Here is a 23,886-nt window from a genome sequence, read left to right as displayed (position 1 = left end):
TGTGCCTTTTTATGCAAAATTCCGAGGTTTTTATTCTTGCTATCGAAAGCTCCTGTGACGACACAGCTGCTGCTGTATTACATAACGACAAAGTACTGTCAAATGTTGTAGCAAATCAATTGATTCATACCCAATATGGAGGTGTAGTTCCTGAATTAGCTTCACGTGCTCATCAACAAAATATAGTACCAGTAATTGATGCCGCACTACAAAAAGCAAATATTAAAAAAGAACAACTTTCAGCAATTGCGTTCACCCAAGGTCCCGGATTAATGGGGTCATTACTTGTTGGCAGTTCATTTGCTAAATCTATGGCATTGGCATTACAAATTCCTTTAGTTGCTGTAAACCATATGCATGCCCATATTTTAGCCCATTTTATAGCAGAAGAAAATTACGATAAACCAAGTTTCCCATTTTTAGCTTTAACAATTAGTGGTGGACATACACAAATCGTAAAAGTCAATGATTTCTTTGATATGCAAATTATTGGAGAAACAACGGACGATGCAGTTGGAGAAGCTTTTGACAAAAGTGCAAAAATACTGGGCCTTCCTTATCCAGGCGGTCCTTTAGTTGACAAACATGCACAATTAGGAAATCCTAAAGCATTTGCTTTTACAAAACCAAAAGTTCCTGGACTCGATTTTAGCTTTTCTGGATTGAAAACAGCAATTTTATATTTTATTCAAAAGAAAAAATTAGAAAACCCTGATTTTATATCCGAAAATCTGAATGATATTTGTGCCTCCATACAATATACCATCATTGAAATTTTGATGGATAAACTAAAATTAGCCGTAAAAGAAACCGGAATAAAACAAATTGCAATTGGTGGTGGCGTTTCGGCCAATTCTGGAATTAGAAATACTTTGAAAGAAGCCGAACAAAAATACGGTTGGAAAACCTTTGTTCCTAAATTTGAATACACAACCGATAATGCTGCAATGATTGGAATTGTAGGTTATCAAAAGTTTTTATCACAAAAATTCGAAACTTCATCTGTAGTTTCAAAAGCACGAATACAATTTTAAACTATGCAATTATTTTACAATCCAAATATTGACGCAACTACTGAAAACTTCTCTTTTGACAAAGAAGAAAGCAAACATATCATAAAAGTTTTACGAAAAAAAGACACTGATATATTATATGTTACAAATGGTTTAGGGGATTTATTTGAAACAGAAATCACATTAGCTTCTGATAACAAATGTACTGTTAAAATAATATCTGCTACAAAAAAAGCACCTTCAAAAGTACATTTACATTTAGCTGTAGCTCCTACAAAAATGAATGATCGATACGAATGGTTTCTGGAAAAAGCAACTGAAATTGGTGTTCAAGAAATAACTCCAATCATTTGTGATCACTCGGAGCGAAAAGTAGTTAATCAAGAACGATTTGAGAAAATTATTTTGGCCGCGATGAAACAATCAAATGAACTGTATCTCCCAAAATTAAATAATGCCATTACTTTTAAAGAATTTGTTAAACAAAAAAACGAAGGGTTACAATTGATAGCGCACTGTGAAGAAACAGATAAAAAATCATTGAAATCGGTATTAAAGCCTAATGAAAACCTTACTATACTAATAGGACCTGAAGGTGATTTTTCCGAAAAAGAAATTGCATTAGCAATAGCCAGTGAGTTTATACCCGTTACCTTAGGAACTACTCGATTAAGAACCGAAACGGCTGCTATTGTAGCTTGTCATAGTGTTGCATTCTTTAATGAAGATTAAATTTTTGAAGAATTATGAAAAAAATATATTCAGTTTTACTGTTAATCTCTATTTCTTCATTTTCTCAAGAAATCGCATTAATTAAATACAATGGCGGTGGGGATTGGTATGCAAACCCCACTTCTTTACCCAATTTAATTAAATACTGTAATGCTACAATCGACACAAAAATAAATCCAAAACCAGCTACAGTTGAGCCTGGAAGTCCTACTATTTTCTCCTATCCTTTCCTTCATATGACTGGCCATGGAAATGTCATTTTTAATGACGCTGAAGTTAGTAATCTTAAAAAATATTTAAGTGCAGGAGGTTTTATCCATATTGATGATAATTATGGAATGGATCAATATATCAGAAAAGAAATAAAAAAAATATTTCCAAATAACGAATTAATAGAAATTCCCTCTACTCATCCCATTTTTCAAAAACCATTTTCGTTTCCCAATGGATTACCTAAAATTCATGAACATGATGGAAAACGTCCACAAGCATTTGGCATTTTTATAGAAAATAAACTTGTTTTACTTTATAGCTATGAATGTGATTTAGGAGATGGATGGGAGGATCCAGAAGTGCACAATGATCCAATTCCTGTACGTGAAAAAGCATTAAAAATGGGTGCCAATATTATCAATTATATTTTTAATAATTGATAACTATATACTGCATAAATCTCCTAAAAAGAGAATTACATTTAAAACTACAACCTATTTACAACATAAAACAAATTCTGTTTTCTAAAAATTATTTTTAAAATATAAAGAGATAATTCTTCTGCTACTTAAAAATAAGTACTCCTAGTTAAAATTTATTTTTTTTAGCATAAAAATTAAATGAACTCCTTAAAAAAATCCAGTACAAAATTAAAATAAATGGATGATTTTCATGAAAATATGTTGAATTGTTCCATAATATGTTTGAATAAATACTTTATAACAACAATTCATAACAGTCAAAGTGTTCGATAAAGCCGATTAAAGACGTTTGTGTTTTATATTTAGTAAGATTAATCCTATTTTTTTATTTTATATTTTGAATGTTTTATTCAAAAAAGCCCGTCAAATAAGCACTCTTAAATTCTTGTTAATTTATTTATTTTAAAAAATTTTTTTATTTAATTATTTTGTTATAGAATTGCGGTATTATTAACCAAAATCAATTTTTTATAACAAAACCAATTATTATTATGAAAAAAGTAATTTTATCCGCAATGGCATTCTTAATGCTATTTTCTTGCCAAAATGACCAAACAGAATCGACTGTTGCAGCTACAAACGCAATGGCAAAAAGAGCATGTGCTTCACAAGATGTACTTGCTGAACAATTAAAAGCTGACCCTACATTAGCTTTAAGAATGAATCAAATTGAGGCTTTTACCCAAAAAGCGATGTTAACCAACCGTCTAGTAAATGGTAAAATTGTAATTCCTGTTGTTGTAAATGTATTATACAGAACAGCTGCTGAGAATATTTCAGATGCCCAAATACAATCACAAATTGATGTCTTAAATGAAGATTATACAGCAACTAATGCTGACTTCAGTAGTACTCCAGCTGAGTTTGCAGGAGTTGCGGCAAATGTTGGTATTACATTTGAATTAGTTCAAATCAAAAGAAAATCAACTACGAAAACCTCTTGGGGTACAAGAGATGCAATGAAAAGCACAAAAAAAGGAGGATTAGACCCTACATCACCAGCAAATACACTTAATATGTGGGCTTGTACTATTGGTGGAGGTATTCTAGGATATGCTCAATTCCCAGGTGGATCAAGTGCTACTGATGGAGTTGTTATTGATTCTAATTATTTTGGATTATCAAGCGCTGCTAGTTATCCTTATAACTTAGGAAGAACAGCTAGTCATGAAGTTGGTCACTGGATGAACTTAAGACATATTTGGGGTGATGCATCTTGTGGTAATGACTTAGTTGCTGATACACCTGTTCACAAAACTTCAAACTTTGGCGTACCAACATACCCTTACGTAAGCACTTGTTTACCTGCTCACAATGAAATGACAATGAATTACATGGATTACACTGATGATAGAGGTATGTACATGTTTACAAACGGTCAAAAATCAAGAATGACAGCTTTATTTGTTTCTGGAGGAGCAAGAGCTGGTTTTGGAATCTAGAATTTAACCATTCCCAAAAAAAACTCGCTACTTGTTAGCGAGTTTTTTTTGGGAAAATTTAAAATAAAAGATTTAAGAATACTATTACTAAATTAAAAATGTATAAGAAAGTAACTTTAGAGAAAATCAGAAGTTCATTAAAGTTTAAAAAAAGCTGTATCTTTATAATACCTATATACATTTGCATTATAATAATGAAATAAAGATCTAAAAATTAAAAAAAACTTTTAATAATACAATCGGCATGAATAATAAAATACTTTTTTATTAGCTATAATTTTTATTTTAGATAAAAATGTTATAAAATTGTTATTCTATTAACCAAAATCATTAATTTATAACAAACCATTATGAAAAAAATTATTTTATCAGCCGTGGCATGTATGATGCTATTTTCTTGCCAAAATGAATCATCAGATGCAAGTTCTCTTTCTACAAACGCAATTACGCAGCGTAAATGTGCATCACAAGATGTACTTGAAGCACAATTAGCAGCTGACCCAACATTAGCTTTAAGGATGAATCAAATTGAACAGTCCATACAAAAAACTATGCTGACAGGTCGTTTAGTAAACGGAAAAATTGAAATACCAGTAGTAGTTAATGTATTGTATAAAACTGCAGAAGAAAATATTTCTGATGCACAAATTCAATCCCAAATAGATGTTTTGAATGCAGATTTTAATGCTGGAAATTCAGACTATAATGATGTTCCTGCTTTATTTTCTGGAGACAAAGCGAATGTAGGGATTTCATTTGTCTTAGAAACAATCAATAGAAAATCGACTAAAAAAACTTCTTGGGGTACTAGAGATGCTATGAAAAGTACGAAAAAAGGAGGATTAGACCCTACGTCACCTTCAAACAAGCTTAATATGTGGGTTTGTACAATTGGTGGTGGAATTTTAGGTTACGCACAATTCCCTGGAGGTAAAAGCGCTACTGATGGAGTAGTAATTGATCCAAACTACTTTGGTTTGTCAGGTACAGCAAATGCACCTTACAACTTAGGAAGAACTGCAACTCACGAAGTAGGTCACTGGATGAACCTACGTCATATTTGGGGTGACGCAACTTGTGGAGATGATTTGGTATCTGATACTCCTACACACAATACAGCAAATTATGGAGTACCTGTATATCCACATTATAGTACATGTCCTGGAACTCCAGTTGAAATGACTATGAACTATATGGATTATACTGATGATCCTGGAATGTATCTGTTTTCCAATGGACAAAAATCAAGAATGGATGCTATATTTGTTTCTGGTGGTAGTAGATCTGGTTTTCGTATCTAATTTTTTAAATAATTAAATAAAAAAGCCTTTTCAAAAAATATTTTTTGAGACGGCTTTTTTATTTGTGTTCCTTTTAATAAATTAAAAATATACTTTTACTAATTATAGTGCTAGTTAATTAATTTGAATTCTAAACAAATCAATTATTTTTTAAAATTTTCAATCCCTGATTTTAACCAAATTTCATATTCTGAAACAGGTACATAACTTATTGTTGGTGTTATTTCGTTCAAACTATTTCCTTCTAAATCCGTTAAAACATACAAAGGTTGAGTATTAGTTTTGTACTTAGATATCATGAAATCTGTCCACTTATCTCCTACTGTTTCAATGGTTGAACCCGTTGTTTTCGATACAAATTGTTGGTCTTTTGGTAAATCTCTTTTGTCATCTACATATAACGAAATTAGTACAATATCATTATTAAGAATGGGCAAAATTGCTGCATCCGACCATACATTGTTTTCCATTTTTCGACAATTCACACAAGCATAACCTGTAAAATCAAGCATTATGGGTTTATTAACTGATTTAGCATAAACCAATCCTTTTTCGTAATCATCAAAAACTACGATCCCATGTGGACCACTTTTTGCACCATCAGGCAAAACAGTTGCAGTAGAAACACTACTAGAACCTCCTACACCAAAAGGACTTTCACTATATTCCATTGGAGGTGGAAAAGCATTTATAATTTTTAAAGGAGCTCCCCAAAGTCCAGGAACTAAATAAATTGTAAAACTCAAAACTAGCAATCCCATTAGTAATCTTCCTACGGAAATATGTGGCAATGGACTATCATGTGGTAAGGTGATTTTCCCGAATAAATAAAAAGCCAAAATTCCAAAAATTGCTATCCAAATTGCCAAGAATACTTCTCTTTCTAATAAATGCAATTGTAAAACTAGATCAGCATTCGATAAGAATTTAAAAGCCAAGGCCAATTCTAAAAATCCTAAAACTACTTTTACAGTATTCAACCATCCACCTGATTTTGGCAAAGAATGCAACCATCCTGGAAACATGGCAAAAAGCATAAAAGGCAATGCCAAAGCTAATGAGAATCCAAACATCCCTACAATTGGTGCTATGCCCCCTTTTGAAGCTGCTTCAACTAATAATGTACCTACAATGGGTCCAGTACAAGAAAATGATACAATAGCTAATGCTAGCGCCATAAATAATATTCCTATCATTCCGCCTCTATCTGCTTGATTGTCTACTTTATTTGCCCATGAATTAGGTAACATAATTTCGAAAGCGCCCAGAAATGAAGCTGCAAAAACAACTAATAAAACAAAGAATATAATATTAAACCAAACATTTGTTGATAAAGCATTCAGCGCATCGGCACCAAAAACCCAAGTTACTACAAATCCTAGCATTACATAAATTACAATAATAGCAATTCCGTAAATAATAGCATTTCTAATTCCTTTTGCCTTTGTTTTACTTTGTTTTGTAAAAAAACTAACTGTCATAGGAATCATAGGAAATACACAAGGAGTCAATAAAGCTGCAAAACCTGAAAGGAAAGCAATAAAAAAGATAGACCAAAGTCCTCTTTTAGAATCTGATTTTGGAACTGTTTCAACAGCCTTTTCAGGAGTCGCTTCCATAACATTACTAGCACCAAGACTTGGAGTCAAAGTATCAGCTTTTACTGAATCTAATACAGCAGGAACTCCAACTGTTTCTAATTTTGGAGTTTCTGTTACAGCTACAACAGCATTTGCAGGAATTACAAAACTGAATTTTTTCTCTAAATTGATACAAACTTCTTTACAAACTTGATAATTCAATTCGGCTTCAACTTTATTGATTTTAGGATTTGTTATCTTAATCTCTTGTCGAATTTGCGCTTTTCGTTCGAAAAAGGTTTCATTGACTTCAAAAATATCATTATAAGCTGTTCTCGTTTTACTCTCTTTGGCTTTACCAACAAGACTGAAATTACCATTTGCATTTTTAAAAATAACTTCTAGTGGCAGTGGTCCTCCATCAGGTGTAAATTGCGAATACATATGCCATTCTTTTTCTATGACTCCATCAAAAGTTAGTAGATAAGTATTCTCTGATTTTTTTTCAATTTTAGTAGTCCATTTAACGGGATCCAAAATTTGAGCATTTACATTGGCAAAAGCCAAAACAGTAAGTAGTAAAAAAATAATTTTCTTCATTATTCTAAATCTATTTTTAATATATTTTGTGTAGTACTATGTATTCTAAAACGTTCATCTTGTCTGTACCCGATAACCCAAACAATGGAATCACCAGAACATAAAATCCAAACATTTTCTTTTTCTAACAAGGAAAACTTTTCATCTTTAAAAAACTTACTTAGTTTTTTAGACTTTCCTTCCATGCCAAAAGGTTGAAAATTATCCCCTTGTTTCCACCTACGTATACTTAGAGGGTAGTTTAATTTATCTTCATCAACAAATATAGCCGTATTTGAGTTAATGGAAATGTCATCTACTTTACAAAATGTAAGATTTAAGGGAATCTTAACGTCTTGAACTCCTTTTTCGATAAAATATTCTTCTTTTTCCCTTTCAAAATTGATTGGACTTAAAATTAAATAATCTCTGTCTTTCAATAATCGGAATTCTGGGGAGAAAATCTGTTTTCCGGATTGGCTATCCACCAAATCATAAACATCATCCCAAGCCGAAAAACCAAATTCATGCAACCATTGGTACAAATAGGATTTGTAATTAGGCAGTCGCTTTAACTGACTTAAATTAAAATGCATTTCGTCTTCCTCTTGCCGCACTACTTGCTGATACACCATAATGGAAGCATCTTCTACCATAGTGGCTGATTCTTGTAAATACGATTGTGTTTTTTGAAAGGATTCAATAAAATGCGGATTCAATTCTTTCAATAAAGGAACTAAATCATGACGAATCTTATTTCGCAAATACTTATCTGAAGCATTGCTACTGTCCTCGCGCCATTCAATCCCGTTCTCTTTTGCATATTGAGCAATTTCTTCTCTAGAAAACAAAAGAAGTGGGCGGATAATATTTCCGTTTTCAGCTGGAATTCCTGTTAGTCCTTCTAAACCTGTTCCTCGGCTCAAATTAATCAGAAAGGTTTCGATATTATCATCGGCATGATGTGCTGTAAGGATGTAATCATAGTTTTCAGTTTCCAAAAGCTCGTAGAACCAATTGTATCTTAAATCTCTTGCTGCTACTTGAGTTGATAGTTTGTAATCTTTGGCGAAAGCCTGCGTATCAAATTGTGTTATAAAAACGGGAATGCCATTTGAGTCCGCAAAATCTTGAACGAATTTTTGATCTCCAAAACTCTCTAATCCTCTTAATTGAAAATTACAGTGTGCCAAAGCTATTTTGTATTCTAATTGATGAAACAAATGAGCCATCACCATACTATCCAAACCACCACTTGTAGCCAGAAAAAGTTTTTTATTCTCCAAAAAAGGAAAGTGCTGAGCAATATGATTTTTAAGTTTATCTAACATGTTTCAAAAATAAAGATTAAAGTCTGAAATCGATTTATGAATTTCATTTATTCCAAAACTTCGCGCATGGCTTTTGCTTTTAGCAAACATTCCTCATACTCAGATTCTGGAATTGATAGCGAAGTAATGGCGCTTCCCACTGAAAAGGAAACGTATTTTTTTTCTTGATTGTATAAAATGCTCCGAATAACCACATTAAAATCAAAATCACCATTTGGAGTAAAATACCCTACTGCCCCACTATATAAACCTCGTTTTGTTTCCTCAAGTTCTTCAATAATTTTCATTGCAGCTATTTTGGGAGCTCCCGTCATACTTCCCATTGGGAATGTGGTTTTAATTGCATCAATTGCTGAGTATTGAAAATCTAATTTAGAAGTAACGGTAGAAATCATTTGGTGTACTTGCATAAAAGAATACATACCACAAAGCTCTTTTACATTCACGGAACCTTTTTGAGCTGTATGTGATAAATCATTCCGAACCAGATCCGTAATCATAATATTTTCGGCTCGTTCTTTTGGATCCAAAGCCAAATTATTTTTGGAAACCTCATCTTCTTTGGGATCCAAAAAACGCTTCGCTGTTCCCTTAATAGGTTGAGAAATTAGGTTTTCATTTTCTTTTTTCAAATACCGTTCAGGTGAAGCAGATAGTAAAAATTGTGTGTTATTTTTAAAAAAAACCGCAAAAGGAGGTTGCGAAATTTCATTTAGTTTTAAAAACTTTTCTAACGGATCAATAGTAGCATTTTCGGCATAAAACTCCATACAAAAATTGGCCTCATACAAATCTCCATGATGAATATAATCTAGCATTTTGGAGACTTTTTTCAGATACGCTTCTTTAGATACGCGTTGTTGTATATTTAAAGTGGATTCTTTTTCATCTTCTAATGCTACACTTTCTAAGATTTCAGAAAAATCATCTTCAAATTCATCATCACACATATTGAGATAGTGCAGTTCAAGCTGATCTCCTTTTAACAAAAATATTTTTTTGGGTTGGTAGAAAAATAAATCAGGAAAACCCAATCCGTCATATTTATTAGAATACAATTCTTCTACGTCATTTTTTAAATCATAAGACAAATATCCAAAAATCCAATCTTTGGTTATTTGTTGGTATTGTTTTAAATCTTCAAATGCATTATGAGTATCCGTTTTTATGGATGTAAGCGCATCAACAGCCATGATACAGTCGTAATTAGAATAATCCTGTGGATAATCATTACTATCCATAAAAGTAATTTCACGGAATTGTTGGGACCAAATTAAAAGTTGTTTTTTAAACAATTTTATATTAGAAATGGACTTATAAACTGATGTTCTCAAAAATATTTTCTTTAAAACTCAAAATTACAATAAAAAAAAAGCTTTAATATGTCATTATAAGAAAAATCAGTTCATTTTTTTTGTAAATTTACAGTAAGATACTGATTTTAATTACTTTAAAAGGATTGAATCATGGCTAGTAAAATATTCATAAATATAGCTGTTAAAAACCTAGAAGCATCAAAGAACTTTTTTTCCAAACTAGGTTTTACTTTTAATCCTCAGTTTACTGACGATAAATCAGCTTGTATGATTGTTGGAGAAAATATATTTACAATGCTTCTACAAGAAGAACGTTTTAAAGACTTTACCAAAAAAGAACTTTGTAATGCACAAAAATATACCGAAGTCTTACTTTCCATAGATGTGGAAAGTAGAGAAAAAGTAGATGAACTAGTAAAAAAAGCAATTGAAGCTGGTGGAAAGCAATATATGGAACCGCAAGATTATGGATGGATGTACGGACATAGTTTTGCAGATTTAGACGGGCACCAATGGGACCTGTTTTATATGAATGAAAGTGAGATTCCACAATAATACATTTTAATTATTTAACCAATTAAACCTAAATATTATGAAAATTGCTACCATTATTATTCGGACTATGCTTGGGCTTTTATTTCTTTACACTTCAGTTAGTTATTTTTTTCATCTTACTCCAGAACCTGCAACCACTGGCGATTTCAAAGCTTTTCAAGTTGGCTTAATAGCTTCTACTTATTTATTACCATTGGCTAAAGCAGTAGAGTTTTTATGTGGATTTTCTTTTGTAACTGGTAAATATATGACTTTGGCAAATCTTATGATTTTTCCAGTAACTTTGAATATTTTATTGATTAACTATTTCTTAACTCCTGATAATTTACCTATTGCCATCTTTGTGTTTGTAGGTAACATATTTTTAATTTTCACCCATTGGGGAAACTATAAAGGTTTATTTAGAGCTGAATAATTCTTATTTATACAAACAAAAAACCGACTTTATAATAAAGTCGGTTTTTTGTTTTTTAATTCTTCTGTACTTTATTTATTGTGTTCTACCCAGATTAAATCAGCGGTATTATACCCAATTTCTTCTGCTTTTTTCAGATATTCTTTTTTAATATTTTCAGGGATTGATGTTTCGCGAGATAAGATCCATAGATACTTAAGACTAGAACCTGCAATTAGTGCGTATTTATAATCATCATCAATCGCAATTACATTATAACCTCCATAAAACGGACCAAAGAAAGAAACTTTTAACATTGCTACATTTTCAGCATCAACAAACTTTGCTTTACCTATACTTTGCTCCCACTCCTTTTTGTTGTAGTTATACCCTTTATTGTCCACTTTTATTTTTCCATCTTCTCTCAATGAATATTCAGCAGTTGTATTGTTTAAACCTTTTTCGAATTTAAAATCCAATCTTGCAATTTCAAACCATTTTCCTAGATATTTAGTTTTATTGAAATTTTGAACGGCTTCCGCTTTATCAGGGATTGTTTTACCTCCACAAGCCGTAAATAAAACTCCAATTAAAACTAATCCACCTAATAAAGATCTATTTTTCATAACACTTACTTTTATGTTATTACAAAGGTACGAACCTAAATTAATTAATACTTTGTATAATTAAAATCGAAGTTTGTAAAATTATTTTAAGGCAAAAAAAAACCATCAAATATTATTTGACGGTTTACTTTATAAAAACAATACAGTACTATACGTGTAATGCTCTGTTATCAGTAGCAGCTAATGCTGCTTCTTTTATGGCTTCTGCAAATGTAGGATGTGCATGTGACATTCTTGAAATATCTTCGGCAGATGCTTTGAATTCCATTGCAGTAACTGCTTCAGCAATTAAATCAGCTGTTCTAGCACCAATCATGTGAACTCCTAGCACTTCATCCGTTTTTGCATCAGCAAGAATTTTTACAAATCCATCTAAATCACCACTTGCTCTAGCACGACCTAAAGCTTTGAAAGGAAAATTCCCCACTTTATATTCCACTCCAGAAGCTTTTAATTGCTCTTCTGTTTGTCCTACTGCAGCCACTTCTGGCCAAGTATACACCACCCCTGGAATCAAGTTGTAATCAATGTGTGGTTTTTGACCAGCTAAAATTTCAGCAACCATTGTTCCTTCTTCCTCAGCTTTGTGCGCTAACATCGCTCCACGAACTACATCACCAATAGCGTAGATATTAGAAATATTAGTTTGTAAATGATCGTTTACTTCTACTTGTCCTCTATCAGAAATTTTTACTCCTGCTTTATCTGCATTTAATCCGTCTGTGTAAGGACGACGCCCTACAGAAACTAAAGCATAATCTCCTTCAAGATTAATAGTTTCTCCTTTAGCATTTTCGGCTTGAACTGTAACGGCATCACCATTTCTTTCAACCGATTTTACTTTATGAGAAACGTAGAATTTCATTCCTTGTTTCTTTAATACTTTAGTCAATTCTTTAGACAATGAACTATCCATGCCTGGAATAATACGATCCATATATTCTACTACAGAAACTTGCGCTCCTAAACGTAAATAAACTTGACCTAATTCAATACCAATAACTCCACCACCAATAATCACCAAATGTTTAGGAACCTCAGGTAATTTTAATGCTTCGGTAGAAGTGATGATTCTTTCTTTATCAATTGTAATAAATGGCAAAGAAGATGGTTTAGAACCTGTAGCAATAATGATGTTTTTAGCTTCAATTGTTTCCGTTGTTCCATCTGCTTTTGCAACAGCAACATGAGTTGCATCTACAAAAGATCCCATACCTTCTAATACTGTAATTTTGTTTTTATCCATTAGGTATTTTACACCTCCTGAAGTTTGATCCACAACTGCTTGTTTACGAGCAATCATTTTTTCCAAATTTACTTTTACCTCTCCTGAAAGTTCGATTCCATGATCAGCAAAATGTGCTATTTCAGCATAATGGTGTGAAGAAGCTAACATTGCTTTTGAAGGAATACATCCTACATTAAGACAAGTTCCGCCTAAAGTGGAATATTTTTCGATAATTGCTGTATTGAAACCTAGTTGTGCACAACGAATTGCTGACACATATCCTCCTGGACCAGAACCTATAATGACTACGTCAAATGAACTCATAGTATATTTTTTATATGTATATTAATTTTTCGAGCTACAAAATTAAGGAATTAAGTTTTGTTTAAAGTTTAAAGTTCGAGCTTTTTTGTTAAGATTTTGGGCTAACATTGATTATTTATCTTCAAAATTGGTGTTATTATGAAAAAAATATCAAATCGTTACTACTGTAGTATTTTTTACTTCATTTATCATAAAAGTACTTTGTGTACTACCTATATGTTGAAGGGTTGTTAATTTGGTTACCAAAAATTCTCGATAAGCTTCCATGTCCTTAACCACAATTTTTAAAATGTAATCATAATCACCGCTAACATGGTGGCATTCTAACACTTCATGAAGCTTTACCACTTCACTTTCAAAATGCGTTAGAAATTCATGCGAATGTTGAATGAGTTTTAAATGGCAAAAAACTACGAATCCCTTCTCTACTTTGGATTTATTGAGCACTACTACATATTTATCTATGATGCCTTCGCGCTCTAATTTTTTGATGCGCTCATAAACGGCAGTTACGGAAAGATTGAGTTTTAAAGACAATTCTTTATTGGTTCTTTTGCTATCGGTTTGTAATAAAAAGAGTAGTTTTTTATCGGTTGAGTCTAATGTCATCTGGTGAAAGTATTTGTGAATTGAAATATAATCTATAAAAAATGCATTATTTAATTTAAAACAGAAAATACAACTGTAAAAATACAAATTAGTAGTTTATAAAACTATATTTAATACCTATGATTGATTATTAATCTATAAATAACTTATTTTGAATTGGGTTTATTGAGGACTCAAAACGCCTAGCCATGATAGCAGTGAAAATCCTTGACATAGTGAGATTGCTTCGCAAGCTCGCAATGTCAAGATTGAAACGGATAGCTGGAAATAGCTCCTAAATCAATTTAAAAAAGATAACAATGGATAATTTCAATCCCGCAGACAACATTCAAGACTTACAGTATTTTGGCGAATTTGGTGGTGTAAACCCATCAATTTCTGACTCATCGACTTATACCTTTTTATCAGCAAAAACCATGTTTGATACTTTTGAAGGTAATATGGAAGGGTGCTACTTGTACTCGCGTCACTCCTCTCCTAGCAACTTGTATTTAGACAAAGCCCTTGCAGCAATGGAAGGAACAGAAACTGCCAATGTTTCGGCATCAGGAATGGGAGCGATCACGCCTACCTTGTTACAACTATGTGGTGCTGGTGATCATATCGTTTCAAGTAGAACAATTTATGGCGGAACGTATGCTTTCTTGAAGAATTTCGCTCCACGATTAGGGATCAAAACTGCTTTTATAGACATTACAAAACTAGATGCAGTTGAAGCTGCTATCACCCCTGAGACAAAAGTGCTGTACTGCGAAACAGTAAGTAATCCTTTACTAGAAGTGGCTGATATTGCTGGATTGTCTAAAATTGCCAAGAAACACAATTTGAAATTAGTTGTGGACAATACCTTTTCGCCTTTATCAGTAACTCCAATAAAACTAGGTGCTGATATTGTGATTCACTCTTTGACAAAATACATAAACGGAAGTAGTGATACGGTAGGTGGAGTAACCTGTGCATCGCAAGAATTTATCAATAGTTTGAAGGATGTAAATAGTGGTGCAAGTATGCTTTTAGGACCTACGATGGACAGCATGCGCTCAGCGAGTGTGATGAAAAACATGCGCACACTGCATTTGAGAATAAAACAACACAGTTATAATGCGGCTTACTTAGCAGAGCGTTTTGAAAAAGATGGATTAAAAACCGTTTATCCAGGTCTAGCAAGTCACCCAAGTCATAAACTATATGCTTCAATGATTAATCCAGAGTACGGTTTTGGAGGAATGATGACACTAGACGTAGGAACTTTGGCGAAAGCCAATGAATTAATGGAGTTAATGCAATCCCGTAATTTAGGATATTTAGCTGTAAGCTTAGGGTTTTACAAAACTTTATTTAGTGCTCCTGGAACTTCTACCTCAAGTGAAATCCCGCTGAACGAACAAGCCGAAATGGGCTTAACGGATGGTCTAATTCGGTTTTCAATAGGTTTAGACAATGATATCGAAAGAACATACCAAATGATGAGAACTTGCATGCAAGAACTTTCAATTTTATAATTTTTTTTTTAGTTGTTTACTTTGGTTAAAATCCGTTTGAGAGCAATCTTGGACGGATTTTTTTTAAGGATCTATGTGACTTTAAAAAACAAAACTCCATTTTAGACACAAAAAAAACCGCTTTGAACAAATCAAAACGGTTTTTATAAAAGATCTTAGTTTTAGAAAACTACAAATGACTCAGTTTACTGTTTTTTCGGCTGAAGCCAAAGTAAATCACCAAACCTATTAGCAACCAAATAGTAAAGTAGATCCAGTTCCAAACACTTAATTCAGCCATCATATACAAACAGCTCACTAATCCTAATAATGGGATTAAAGATAGATTTTCTTTGAAAGACCAAATCGTCAATCCAATCAAAGCGATTAGGAAAATCCACATTGGTATTTTATGTTTGAACAAACTAAAACCACTTTCATACTTCAAGCTATTATCAATTGGTAAACCAGCAACTACAGTAGCATATTTAGCTTCATCATCTTGGTATTTACTTAATAAATTTTCTAAATCTGGTTTTTCAACAGTATTATTTTCAGCGTCTAAACTTACAAGATAAGCATACACTTTTTGGGATTCTTTTTTATTTAATGAAGTAATAATATCTTCCGCTTTATTGACTTGAGTTTCATTAGTAATAAAATCCATTGTCCCTTTATGGTTAAATTGCAACGCATAGAATATTCCGGCAGCCAATAAAAAAGGAACCACATATTTAGAGTTCACATAAGGTGTTTTGAATTTCCCTCTTGGAATATTGGGTTTATTTTGCAAAACCAAAACTCCAGCACAAACCAATACGAAGGCAAATAAAGTACCTATACTACATAAGTCAGTTACCATAGTTAAATTCAAAAACAAAGCAGGAATAGCCACTACAAATCCAGTAACAACAGTAGCGTAAGAAGGAGTTTTATATATTGGATGCACTCTAGAGAAACGTTTTGGCAACAGCCCATCACGACTCATACTCATCCAGATACGCGGTTGTCCCATTTGGAAAACTAACAATACACTTGCCATGGCAATTACAGCACTCACACCAATGATAGCCGACATGATTTTCAAATCTAATTTTTTGAAAACAAAAAGTAAAGGATCACCCACATTCAAATCAGCATAATTCACCATACCTGTTAATACCAAAGCAATTATTATATACAAAACAGTACAAATAATTATCGCCCACATCATTCCTTTTGGTAAATCACGTTGGGGATTTTCACATTCTTCAGCTGTAGTCGATATGGCATCAAAACCAATATAAGCAAAGAAAACAGCCGAAACTCCTTTCAAAACCCCACTCACACCATTAGGAGCAAAAGGAGTCCAATTATCAATATCGATATAAAAAGAACCTACCGCAATAACCAATAGAATTATACACAGCTTTACGATTACCATCATATTACTCGCATTACGAGATTCTTTCATTCCGCGATATACTAAAGCGGTTATCAAAACGATAATAAATAGAGCAGGCAAATCAGCAACAAAATGGAAAGAACCTATTGTTGGCGCAGTGGTCCAAGCAGTATAAGCAGATTTAAGTCCTGTACTTAAATTTTCGAAAGATTTTCCTCCTTGCATCAATGCCGTTGCATCTTTAAAGCCATTGGAAGCTGTTAAATAATCCATTTGAGCCCAATCGGCTAGAACTTGTAAATTAAGATGGTAATTATGATTGAGATTGTTTATTATATTATCCATCAAACTAGTAAAGTAATCACTCCATGATATGGCGACGGTGATATTCCCTACAGCATATTCCATAATCAAAGCCCAACCAATTATCCATGCCATTATTTCACCAAAAGCTACATACGAATACGTATATGCACTACCAGAAACTGGAACCATAGATGCAAATTCAGCATAAGCAAAAGCAGCAAAACTACAAGCTATTGCAGTAAATAAAAATAAAAATATAACAGCTGGACCACCATCAAAACTAGCTTTACCAATAGTACTAAAAATCCCCGCACCAATTATTGCAGCGATACCAAAAGCGGCCAAATCTCTTGCTTTAAGATGTTTGCCTAATGCATTGTGCCCGTCAGCATTATTTTTTTCTACCTGTGCCAAGATATCTTGCACTGTTTTTTTTCTAAACAAACTGGAAAGTGCCATAAGTCGTAATTTCTTATTAAAAATTAATATCTTGTAAATTGTTTGCCATTATTCTAACAATAATGCAAGTTTTATTCAAAATCCAAATGTATAAAACAATTTTAATTATCGGTTATTTTAGAGTAAATTTTTTATTATATAGTCAAAATAAGTCAAAAATATGTTTTTAACAGAATTAAAAAGTCAATAACTATTATTTAAAAGACAATAAAAATCTAATAAAAGAAACATCTTATTTTTTATCTTTTTAAAAGTCCTGCTTCTATACTAATTATCTCAAACAACTTCTCAATATAGTAACAGGATGCTGTGCTTTTCTATTAGTTCCATCAAAAATTTGATGACGGCAACTTGTCCCTGCTGCTGCGATCGCTATACTAGATGCTGTAGCTCTAATTTTAGGAAATAAAGTGTCTTCCCCCATTTGCATACTAATATCATAATGCTCTTTCTCATACCCAAAAGAACCCGCCATACCGCAACAACCCGAGTTGTAAATGGTCACTTTATTGTTTTTAGGTATATTCAACATCGCAAATGTAGCTTCAATAGTACTTAAAGACTTTTGATGGCAATGACCGTGAATTTTAATTTGCTTTCCTTCATTCGAAAACTGATCTGAATGAATTTTATTAACATCAATTTCTCTTTTAAAAAATTCTTCAACGGTCAAGCAGTTTTTAGACAACTTTTCGGCTGCAGCTTTATCATCAGCTAGTCGTAAGTACTCATCTCTAAAAGTCAATATTGCCGAAGGTTCAATTCCAATCAATGGAATTTCAGCCGAAACAATTGAACTAAAAATCGAAACGTTTTTATTCGCGATCACTTTCGCTTCTTCTAAAAAACCTTTAGAAATATACGCTCTAGCACTTTCTTCGTGGTCAACAACAAGCACTTCGTAACCCAATTGTGTCAATAACTCAAAAGCATCTATACCTACTTGCACATCATAATAATTCGTGAACTCATCGCAAAACAAAAATACTTTCCCGTTTACGAATGAATTATTATTATTTTTTGATTTATTGCTCTCTAACCATTTTCTAAACGATTTTGGAGCTAATAAAGGCACTTCTCTTTTTGGAGCTACTCCCATCCCTTTTTTCACTAAAGGCTGATTGACCATGAAATTAGTCAACGTTGGAAATACACTTCCTAGCTTATTTAGTTTGGCATTATTGGCAAAAATTTTATTTCGAAGAGTAAAACCATTTGCTTTTTGATATTGGTATAAAAACTCTGCTTTTAGCGAAGCTACATCCACATTAGACGGGCATTCACTAGCACAAGCTTTACAACTTACACACAGTTCAAAAACTTCATATAATTCCTTATGATTGAATTTATTATCTTTTTCTGATTGCGTTAAATATTCCCGTAAAGCATTGGCTCTAGCACGCGTGGTGTCTTTTTCATTTTTGGTAGCCCGATAACTCGGACATAAAGTCCCTCCTGCCGAGGCTGGTTTTCTACAGTCTCCAGAACCGTTGCATTTTTCTGCCAGTCTCAAAATTCCCATACTGTCGGAGAAATCTTGAATTGTTTGAATTTCTGGCTCATCCCTTCCTGGTTCAAAACGAAGGTTTTCATCCATTTTTAAAGCATTGACAATTTTCCCCATATTTAAAACCGAATACGGGTCGAATGCCAATTTAATGCGCTTTAGTAATTCATAGTTTTTATCACCAATCATAAATGGAAGAAATTCTCCTCGCACTATGCCGTCTCCATGTTCACCACTCAAGGAACCTCTATATTTTTTTACTAAAACGGCTACTTCGGTAGCAATATTTCTAAATTGATAAACGCCTTCCTTTGTTTTTAAATTTAAAACGGGACGCAAGTGAATTTCTCCTGCTCCTGCATGCGCATAGTAAATCGCTTCTTGACCGTGGCGTGCCATCATTGCCGAAAAATCAGCAATGTAATTAGGTAAATCACTCAATTCTACTGCAGTATCTTCAATAGAATCAGCTGCTTTATTGTCGCCTACAATACTGCCTAAAAGTCCTAAACCAGCTTTACGCAATTCGTTTATTTTATCAATATCACTACCATAAATTTTAGGCAAAGCATACCCAAAATTATGCAACTCTAAATCTACTATCAAAGCATTGGCTTGTGCCTCGGCATCTTCCATGCTTATATACGAACCCACTTCCATCATAATCACCGCCTTAGGATCTCCTTGAATAAAAAATCGGTTCTTAGCTTGCTCTCTGTTCGTTTTTGTACAATTTAATATCGTATCATCCATCATTTCACAAGTGTATAAATGATGTTTCATCGCTGTCACAACAGCTTCTAAACTTTCTTGAATCGTATGAAAATGAGCCACCACCATCACATTATTCGTTGGTGGCAAATCATCCACTTTCAATGTAACCTCAGTTGTAAAAGCCAGTGTTCCTTCGCTACCACAAAGTAATTTACCCACATTAATTGTAGGTTCATTTCCTCCAAATAAATCTGATTTCAATAATATATCTACAGCATAACCAGTATTTCTACGGTGAATTTCTGGTTTAGGAAATTCCTTTTTTATTTCTTCTTGGGTCGCTTCGACTGATAATTCTTCGTATAAATTTCGATAAATAGCATTCTCCAAAGAATCACCTTTGGTTTTTTCGATAAAAGCCTCCGAACTCAATTCTCCAAAAACTACTTGAGATCCATCACTCAAAACTGCTTTAATTTCTACAATTTTATCGCGGGTCACTCCGTATCGAATCGATGTGGTTCCTGATGAGTTATTCCCCACCATTCCACCAATCATACATCGACTAGAAGTGGACGTATTCGGACCAAAAAACAATCCGTGCGGTTTTAAATATAAATTCAGCTCATCCCTTATAACTCCTGGCTGAACTGTTATTGTTTTTTTTGCTACATCAAAAGATACAATTTTGGTAAAATGTTTGGAAACATCAACTACAATTCCACTACCTACCGTTTGCCCAGCCAGTGAAGTTCCAGCTGTTCTAGGTGTCAACGAAATTTTATGTTCCCAAGCAAAATGCATCAATTTTACAATATCCTCGGTTGTTTTTGGCAAAGCCACAGCTTCCGGCATGATTCGGTAGGCCGATGCATCTGTTGCGTATAAAATTTTATGAAGTGTGTCGTATAAAAGGGTACCGTCCAGCGATTGGGATAATGATTCGAACTGTTGCAAAATTGACATGAAATGGCAGTATTTTAGATAATGTACAAATATAAATAATAGTCCTTTACCTAATCACAAATTCTAACACTCCTTTCGTTTTTTATTTTCAGGAGCAATTCCCACCATCCGCTGCACCCTTTTGGGTCTCAAATCCTTTTTCTAGGCGTGTTCAGGAGCTTCCTTTGGTCGCTCTGCCCACCCCAGAAAAAAGCAATTTTCGACCTGCAAAGGGGTTTCACTTCTGTTGGGGCTAGGGTATCATGAACAAATAAAATGATATCGTAATTCTTTGGCAAAGAAATTGCAACACTATTTTACATATAATTTTATAGTAATTTAGCAACTATAATTCGCCAAAAAAACTATTTTTGATACTTATAAAAAAGCCTTCCAAATGAACCTTAAAAAATCTTTCTTTCTTCTTCTATCTAGCTTTCTCTTAGCATTTTCAATAGGAAATGCGCAAGAAACAACTCTCAACCCAAAAAATGAGTTCAGAGCAGTTTGGATTGCTACCGTAGCAAATATTGACTGGCCCAAAACGAGTACAGATCCAATTGAAAAGCAAAAAGCCGATTTTCTTGAAATTTTAGATACCTATAAAAAACTAAATTACAATGCTGTAATTGTCCAAATTAGAAGTGTTGGTGATGCTTTCTATCCTACAAAACTAGCTCCTTGGTCAAAATACTTAACTGGAAAAGAAGGAAAAGCACCTGCTAATAATTTTGATCCTTTGGAATGGATGATAACCGAAACGCACAATAGAGGATTTGAATTTCATGCATGGCTTAACCCATACCGTGCAACAATGGATTTGAATACAGCAAATTTGAGTCCAACACATGACTTTTACAAACATCCGGAATGGATGATTAAATACGGCGGAAAATACTATTATAATCCGGCGCTACCCGAAGTACAAACCCATTTAGTAGCAGTTGTCGATGAAGTAGTAAAAAACTACGATATTGATGCAATACATTTTGATGATTATTTTTATCCCTACAAAATAGCAGGAGAAAATTTCAATGACACAGCCTCATATAAAAAATACGGAAATGGATTAAGCTTAGAAGATTGGCGACGATTGAATGTCAACAATTTTGTAAAATATACGTCTTATGCTATAAAAACGAGAAAACCATGGGTACAATTTGGTATCAGTCCATTTGGAGTTTGGCGTAATAAATCAGTAGATCCAAAAGGATCTGACACACAATCGGGACAAACCAACTATGATGATTTATTTGCTGATCCAATGGCTTGGATGGAAAACAGCTGGGTTGATTATATCTTGCCTCAATTATATTGGAGTATGGATCATAAAACCGCTTCGTATACCAAACTATTAAAATGGTGGTCTGAGAACTCAAAAAATACCGCAGTCTACATCGGAAATGGTAGTTATAAAATCAATACCGATTCAGACCGAAGATGGTTTAATCCAACAGAAATTCCAAACCAGATTGATGTAACTAGATCGTATAAAAACATCAATGGAAACGCTTTTTTTAGTGCGAAATCATTTGTGAACAGAAATAAAGCTGTTACCGATTTATTATTGGAAAATCAATACAAATATCCAGCGCTTCCGTATGTAGTCCCTAATTCTAAAAAAATAGTAATTGACATCCCCACTGTATGTAATGCAACTAGTAATAGTAGTTGTTCTACCTATACACTCAATTATCCATTGAATAGCAAGATTCGTTACGTTATGGTTTATGAAGCTAAAAATGGTGCCAAATTAGATCTTAATGACCCTAGTCAAATTATTGATAAAATTGCTTTCAAAGAAAAAAAAGATACTATTTCTATAGTTATTCCAAAGACTACTGAGGATAAAAATACTACTTATGCTGTATCCTTTATTGATTTTTTTGGTAATGAAAGTAAGGCTACACAAGTAAGCACCAAAACGGATAAAAAATCAAACCAAAGCGCAATGAATAATGGAAGTAAATAATAGACCTTGGTATTGGATACCTATTTTAAACTTTGCCTCGGGACTACCATACGCTATTATTATTTCGGTTTCGGTAATCATGTACAAGAATCTGGGAATCAGTAATGAAGATATTGGAATTTACACCAGTCTTTTATATCTTCCTTGGGTTATAAAACCATTATGGAGCCCCTTTATCGATTTGTATTCTACCAAAAGAAAATGGTTTTTGGCTATGCAATTGCTCATCTCAATTGCCTTTTTAATCGTAGGATTATCCATTCCCATGAATCATTTTTTCTTAATTAGTTTGGCTGTTTTTTGGGTCGCTGCTTTTGCATCAGCATCCAATGATGTGGCTAGTGATGGTTTTTATTTATTGGCTCTGGAGAAAGACCAACAATCTTTTTTTCTAGGAATACGCAGTACTTTTTATCGCCTTTCTATGCTTACTGGAAATGGCTTAATTGTAATTATTGGTGGCTATCTAGAACAAGAATATGGAGACAAACAAAAAGCGTGGTCCTATACGATGATTATCGTTGGATTACTAATGACTTTAATTACTATCTACAATTATTTTGCTACACCAAGAACCGAAAAAGCGATTGTAAAAAATTCAGTAGAAGCTAAAAAAGCAAGTTTTTCTAGCGTATTTTCTAGCTTTTTTCAAAAGAAACAAATCGGTATTGTATTAGCTTTTATCTTATTATTTAGATTAGGCGAATCCCAATTATTAAAAATGTTAACTCCTTTCTTAATTGATGATATCAATGCAGGCGGACTCGGTTTAACTACCCAAAATGTAGGGATTATTTACGGGACTTTTGGTGTGCTATCATTAACGATTGGCGGAATTATTGGCGGAATTGTAATTTCGAGAGACGGTCTTGGTAAATGGATGTTACCCATGTTTCTAGCCATGCACTTACCAATCATTGGTTTTATACTCCTTGCACATTTTCATCCTGCATCAGTGTATTATATTTATGCCACCGTTATTGCAGAACAGTTTGGTTACGGTTTTGGATTTGCTGCTTTTATGATGTACTTAATCTATGTTGCCGATGGCGAATCAAAAACCTCCCACTACTCTATTGCAACTGGGTTCATGGCGTTAGGAATGATGTTACCTGGAATGATTAGTGGATACATACAAGAATATTTAGGATATGGAAACTTCTTTATTTGGGTTTTCTTAGCTACAATTCCAGGATTAATTTTATCTCGTTTCTTGATATTCCCAAAAGAATACGGAAAGAAATCAGCATAAGTTTATGGATGAAACGGATTTACTTCATAAGACCCGGTAAAATGCCGATTTTAAAAAATAGCCACTAATTCACTGATTTTAATATTAATTAGTTTTAAAAAATCAGTGAATCTGTGGCAAGAAATAACAGCAAATATTTTC

At 33.2% G+C, this 23,886-nt stretch carries 18 protein-coding genes; 10 read left to right on the top strand and 8 right to left on the bottom strand.

What is annotated here, in order from left to right:
* Positions 1–11: 11 nt before the first annotated feature.
* The 5 genes from tsaD (at position 12) to AB3G33_RS10850 (ending at position 5,183) form a co-directional block, all read left to right on the top strand.
* A complete protein-coding gene (tsaD, locus tag AB3G33_RS10870) occupies positions 12–1,034 on the top strand; it encodes a tRNA (adenosine(37)-N6)-threonylcarbamoyltransferase complex transferase subunit TsaD (RefSeq protein ID WP_367752575.1) in 1,023 nt (340 codons plus the stop codon).
* Positions 1,035–1,037: 3 nt separating this feature from the next.
* A complete protein-coding gene (locus AB3G33_RS10865) occupies positions 1,038–1,745 on the top strand; it encodes a 16S rRNA (uracil(1498)-N(3))-methyltransferase (RefSeq protein ID WP_367769265.1) in 708 nt (235 codons plus the stop codon).
* A 14-nt stretch (positions 1,746–1,759) separates the two neighbouring features.
* A complete protein-coding gene (locus AB3G33_RS10860; RefSeq protein WP_367769262.1) occupies positions 1,760–2,398 on the top strand; it encodes a DUF4159 domain-containing protein in 639 nt (212 codons plus the stop codon).
* 533 nt (positions 2,399–2,931) lie between these two features.
* On the top strand, positions 2,932–3,882 hold the full coding sequence (locus tag AB3G33_RS10855) for a zinc metalloprotease (RefSeq protein ID WP_367752569.1): 951 nt from the start codon (positions 2,932–2,934) through the stop codon (positions 3,880–3,882).
* A gap of 350 nt (positions 3,883–4,232) precedes the next feature.
* Positions 4,233–5,183, top strand: coding sequence for a zinc metalloprotease (locus AB3G33_RS10850; RefSeq protein ID WP_367769259.1), 951 nt, complete (start codon positions 4,233–4,235; stop codon positions 5,181–5,183).
* Positions 5,184–5,326: 143 nt separating this feature from the next.
* Here the strand turns inward: AB3G33_RS10850 and AB3G33_RS10845 are convergent, their stop codons facing one another.
* The 3 genes from AB3G33_RS10845 to AB3G33_RS10835 are packed head-to-tail and all read right to left on the bottom strand — an operon-like array spanning position 5,327 to position 10,007.
* On the bottom strand, positions 5,327–7,363 hold the full coding sequence (locus AB3G33_RS10845) for a protein-disulfide reductase DsbD family protein (RefSeq protein ID WP_367769257.1): 2,037 nt from the start codon (positions 7,361–7,363) through the stop codon (positions 5,327–5,329).
* Positions 7,363–8,673, bottom strand: a complete 1,311-nt coding sequence (tilS, locus tag AB3G33_RS10840) for a tRNA lysidine(34) synthetase TilS (protein WP_367769254.1) — start codon at positions 8,671–8,673, stop codon at positions 7,363–7,365. The genes AB3G33_RS10845 and tilS overlap by 1 nt, the downstream gene beginning before the upstream one ends.
* A gap of 47 nt (positions 8,674–8,720) precedes the next feature.
* Entirely contained in the window at positions 8,721–10,007 is a 1,287-nt protein-coding gene (locus AB3G33_RS10835) for an anthranilate synthase component I family protein (RefSeq protein ID WP_367769252.1), read from the bottom strand.
* 132 nt (positions 10,008–10,139) lie between these two features.
* Between AB3G33_RS10835 and AB3G33_RS10830 the strand changes: the two genes are divergently transcribed.
* Both AB3G33_RS10830 and AB3G33_RS10825 read left to right on the top strand, forming a co-directional pair.
* On the top strand, positions 10,140–10,544 hold the full coding sequence (locus AB3G33_RS10830) for a VOC family protein (RefSeq protein ID WP_367769249.1): 405 nt from the start codon (positions 10,140–10,142) through the stop codon (positions 10,542–10,544).
* A 37-nt stretch (positions 10,545–10,581) separates the two neighbouring features.
* Positions 10,582–10,959: a DoxX family membrane protein gene (locus AB3G33_RS10825; RefSeq protein ID WP_367769246.1), complete on the top strand. Its 378-nt coding sequence runs from the start codon at positions 10,582–10,584 to the stop codon at positions 10,957–10,959.
* Positions 10,960–11,030: 71 nt separating this feature from the next.
* Here AB3G33_RS10825 and AB3G33_RS10820 read toward each other — a convergent pair whose 3' ends face one another.
* The 3 genes from AB3G33_RS10820 to AB3G33_RS10810 all read right to left on the bottom strand — a co-directional run bounded on the left by AB3G33_RS10820 (position 11,031) and on the right by AB3G33_RS10810 (position 13,725).
* A complete protein-coding gene (locus AB3G33_RS10820; RefSeq protein WP_367769243.1) occupies positions 11,031–11,564 on the bottom strand; it encodes a lipocalin family protein in 534 nt (177 codons plus the stop codon).
* 148 nt (positions 11,565–11,712) lie between these two features.
* A complete protein-coding gene (gene lpdA / locus AB3G33_RS10815; protein ID WP_367769241.1) occupies positions 11,713–13,116 on the bottom strand; it encodes a dihydrolipoyl dehydrogenase in 1,404 nt (467 codons plus the stop codon).
* A gap of 150 nt (positions 13,117–13,266) precedes the next feature.
* Positions 13,267–13,725 carry an Lrp/AsnC family transcriptional regulator gene (locus AB3G33_RS10810; RefSeq protein ID WP_367769237.1) on the bottom strand — a complete coding sequence of 153 codons (459 nt, stop codon included), beginning with the start codon at positions 13,723–13,725 and terminating at the stop codon, positions 13,267–13,269.
* 299 nt (positions 13,726–14,024) lie between these two features.
* Here AB3G33_RS10810 and AB3G33_RS10805 point away from each other — a divergent pair, with 299 nt between their 5' ends.
* The gene (locus AB3G33_RS10805) at positions 14,025–15,227 is read left to right on the top strand and encodes an aminotransferase class I/II-fold pyridoxal phosphate-dependent enzyme (RefSeq protein ID WP_367769234.1); all 1,203 of its coding nucleotides are present in this window, start codon (positions 14,025–14,027) and stop codon (positions 15,225–15,227) included.
* Positions 15,228–15,396: 169 nt separating this feature from the next.
* Here the strand turns inward: AB3G33_RS10805 and AB3G33_RS10800 are convergent, their stop codons facing one another.
* Together AB3G33_RS10800 and AB3G33_RS10795 are read right to left on the bottom strand one after the other, a co-directional pair.
* Positions 15,397–17,355, bottom strand: a complete 1,959-nt coding sequence (locus AB3G33_RS10800) for an amino acid permease (protein WP_367769232.1) — start codon at positions 17,353–17,355, stop codon at positions 15,397–15,399.
* 271 nt (positions 17,356–17,626) lie between these two features.
* Complete coding sequence (locus AB3G33_RS10795) at positions 17,627–20,542, bottom strand: FAD-binding and (Fe-S)-binding domain-containing protein (protein ID WP_367769229.1); 2,916 nt, start codon at positions 20,540–20,542, stop codon at positions 17,627–17,629.
* Positions 20,543–20,918: 376 nt separating this feature from the next.
* Between AB3G33_RS10795 and AB3G33_RS10790 the strand changes: the two genes are divergently transcribed.
* Positions 20,919–22,493 carry a glycoside hydrolase family 10 protein gene (locus AB3G33_RS10790; RefSeq protein ID WP_367769226.1) on the top strand — a complete coding sequence of 525 codons (1,575 nt, stop codon included), beginning with the start codon at positions 20,919–20,921 and terminating at the stop codon, positions 22,491–22,493.
* Positions 22,480–23,745, top strand: coding sequence for an MFS transporter (locus AB3G33_RS10785; protein ID WP_367769223.1), 1,266 nt, complete (start codon positions 22,480–22,482; stop codon positions 23,743–23,745). The genes AB3G33_RS10790 and AB3G33_RS10785 overlap by 14 nt, the downstream gene beginning before the upstream one ends.
* Positions 23,746–23,886: the final 141 nt, after the last annotated feature.

It is taken from the genome of Flavobacterium sp. WC2421, assembly GCF_040822115.1.
GTDB lineage: Bacteria > Bacteroidota > Bacteroidia > Flavobacteriales > Flavobacteriaceae > Flavobacterium.
This window is presented reverse-complemented; position numbering and strand designations above follow the sequence as displayed.

Bases quoted from the DNA above. Each gene is read 5' to 3' on its own strand.
- tsaD (WP_367752575.1), top strand. From the start codon at position 12: ATGCAAAATTCCGAGGTTTTTATTCTTGCTATCGAAAGCTCCTGTGAC.
- AB3G33_RS10865 (WP_367769265.1), top strand. From the start codon at position 1,038: ATGCAATTATTTTACAATCCAAATATTGACGCAACTACTGAAAACTTC.
- AB3G33_RS10860 (WP_367769262.1), top strand. From the start codon at position 1,760: ATGAAAAAAATATATTCAGTTTTACTGTTAATCTCTATTTCTTCATTT.
- AB3G33_RS10855 (WP_367752569.1), top strand. From the start codon at position 2,932: ATGAAAAAAGTAATTTTATCCGCAATGGCATTCTTAATGCTATTTTCT.
- AB3G33_RS10850 (WP_367769259.1), top strand. From the start codon at position 4,233: ATGAAAAAAATTATTTTATCAGCCGTGGCATGTATGATGCTATTTTCT.
- AB3G33_RS10845 (WP_367769257.1), bottom strand. From the start codon at position 7,363: ATGAAGAAAATTATTTTTTTACTACTTACTGTTTTGGCTTTTGCCAAT.
- tilS (WP_367769254.1), bottom strand. From the start codon at position 8,673: ATGTTAGATAAACTTAAAAATCATATTGCTCAGCACTTTCCTTTTTTG.
- AB3G33_RS10830 (WP_367769249.1), top strand. From the start codon at position 10,140: ATGGCTAGTAAAATATTCATAAATATAGCTGTTAAAAACCTAGAAGCA.
- AB3G33_RS10825 (WP_367769246.1), top strand. From the start codon at position 10,582: ATGAAAATTGCTACCATTATTATTCGGACTATGCTTGGGCTTTTATTT.
- AB3G33_RS10820 (WP_367769243.1), bottom strand. From the start codon at position 11,564: ATGAAAAATAGATCTTTATTAGGTGGATTAGTTTTAATTGGAGTTTTA.
- lpdA (WP_367769241.1), bottom strand. From the start codon at position 13,116: ATGAGTTCATTTGACGTAGTCATTATAGGTTCTGGTCCAGGAGGATAT.
- AB3G33_RS10810 (WP_367769237.1), bottom strand. From the start codon at position 13,725: ATGACATTAGACTCAACCGATAAAAAACTACTCTTTTTATTACAAACC.
- AB3G33_RS10805 (WP_367769234.1), top strand. From the start codon at position 14,025: ATGGATAATTTCAATCCCGCAGACAACATTCAAGACTTACAGTATTTT.
- AB3G33_RS10800 (WP_367769232.1), bottom strand. From the start codon at position 17,355: ATGGCACTTTCCAGTTTGTTTAGAAAAAAAACAGTGCAAGATATCTTG.
- AB3G33_RS10795 (WP_367769229.1), bottom strand. From the start codon at position 20,542: ATGTCAATTTTGCAACAGTTCGAATCATTATCCCAATCGCTGGACGGT.
- AB3G33_RS10790 (WP_367769226.1), top strand. From the start codon at position 20,919: ATGAACCTTAAAAAATCTTTCTTTCTTCTTCTATCTAGCTTTCTCTTA.
- AB3G33_RS10785 (WP_367769223.1), top strand. From the start codon at position 22,480: ATGGAAGTAAATAATAGACCTTGGTATTGGATACCTATTTTAAACTTT.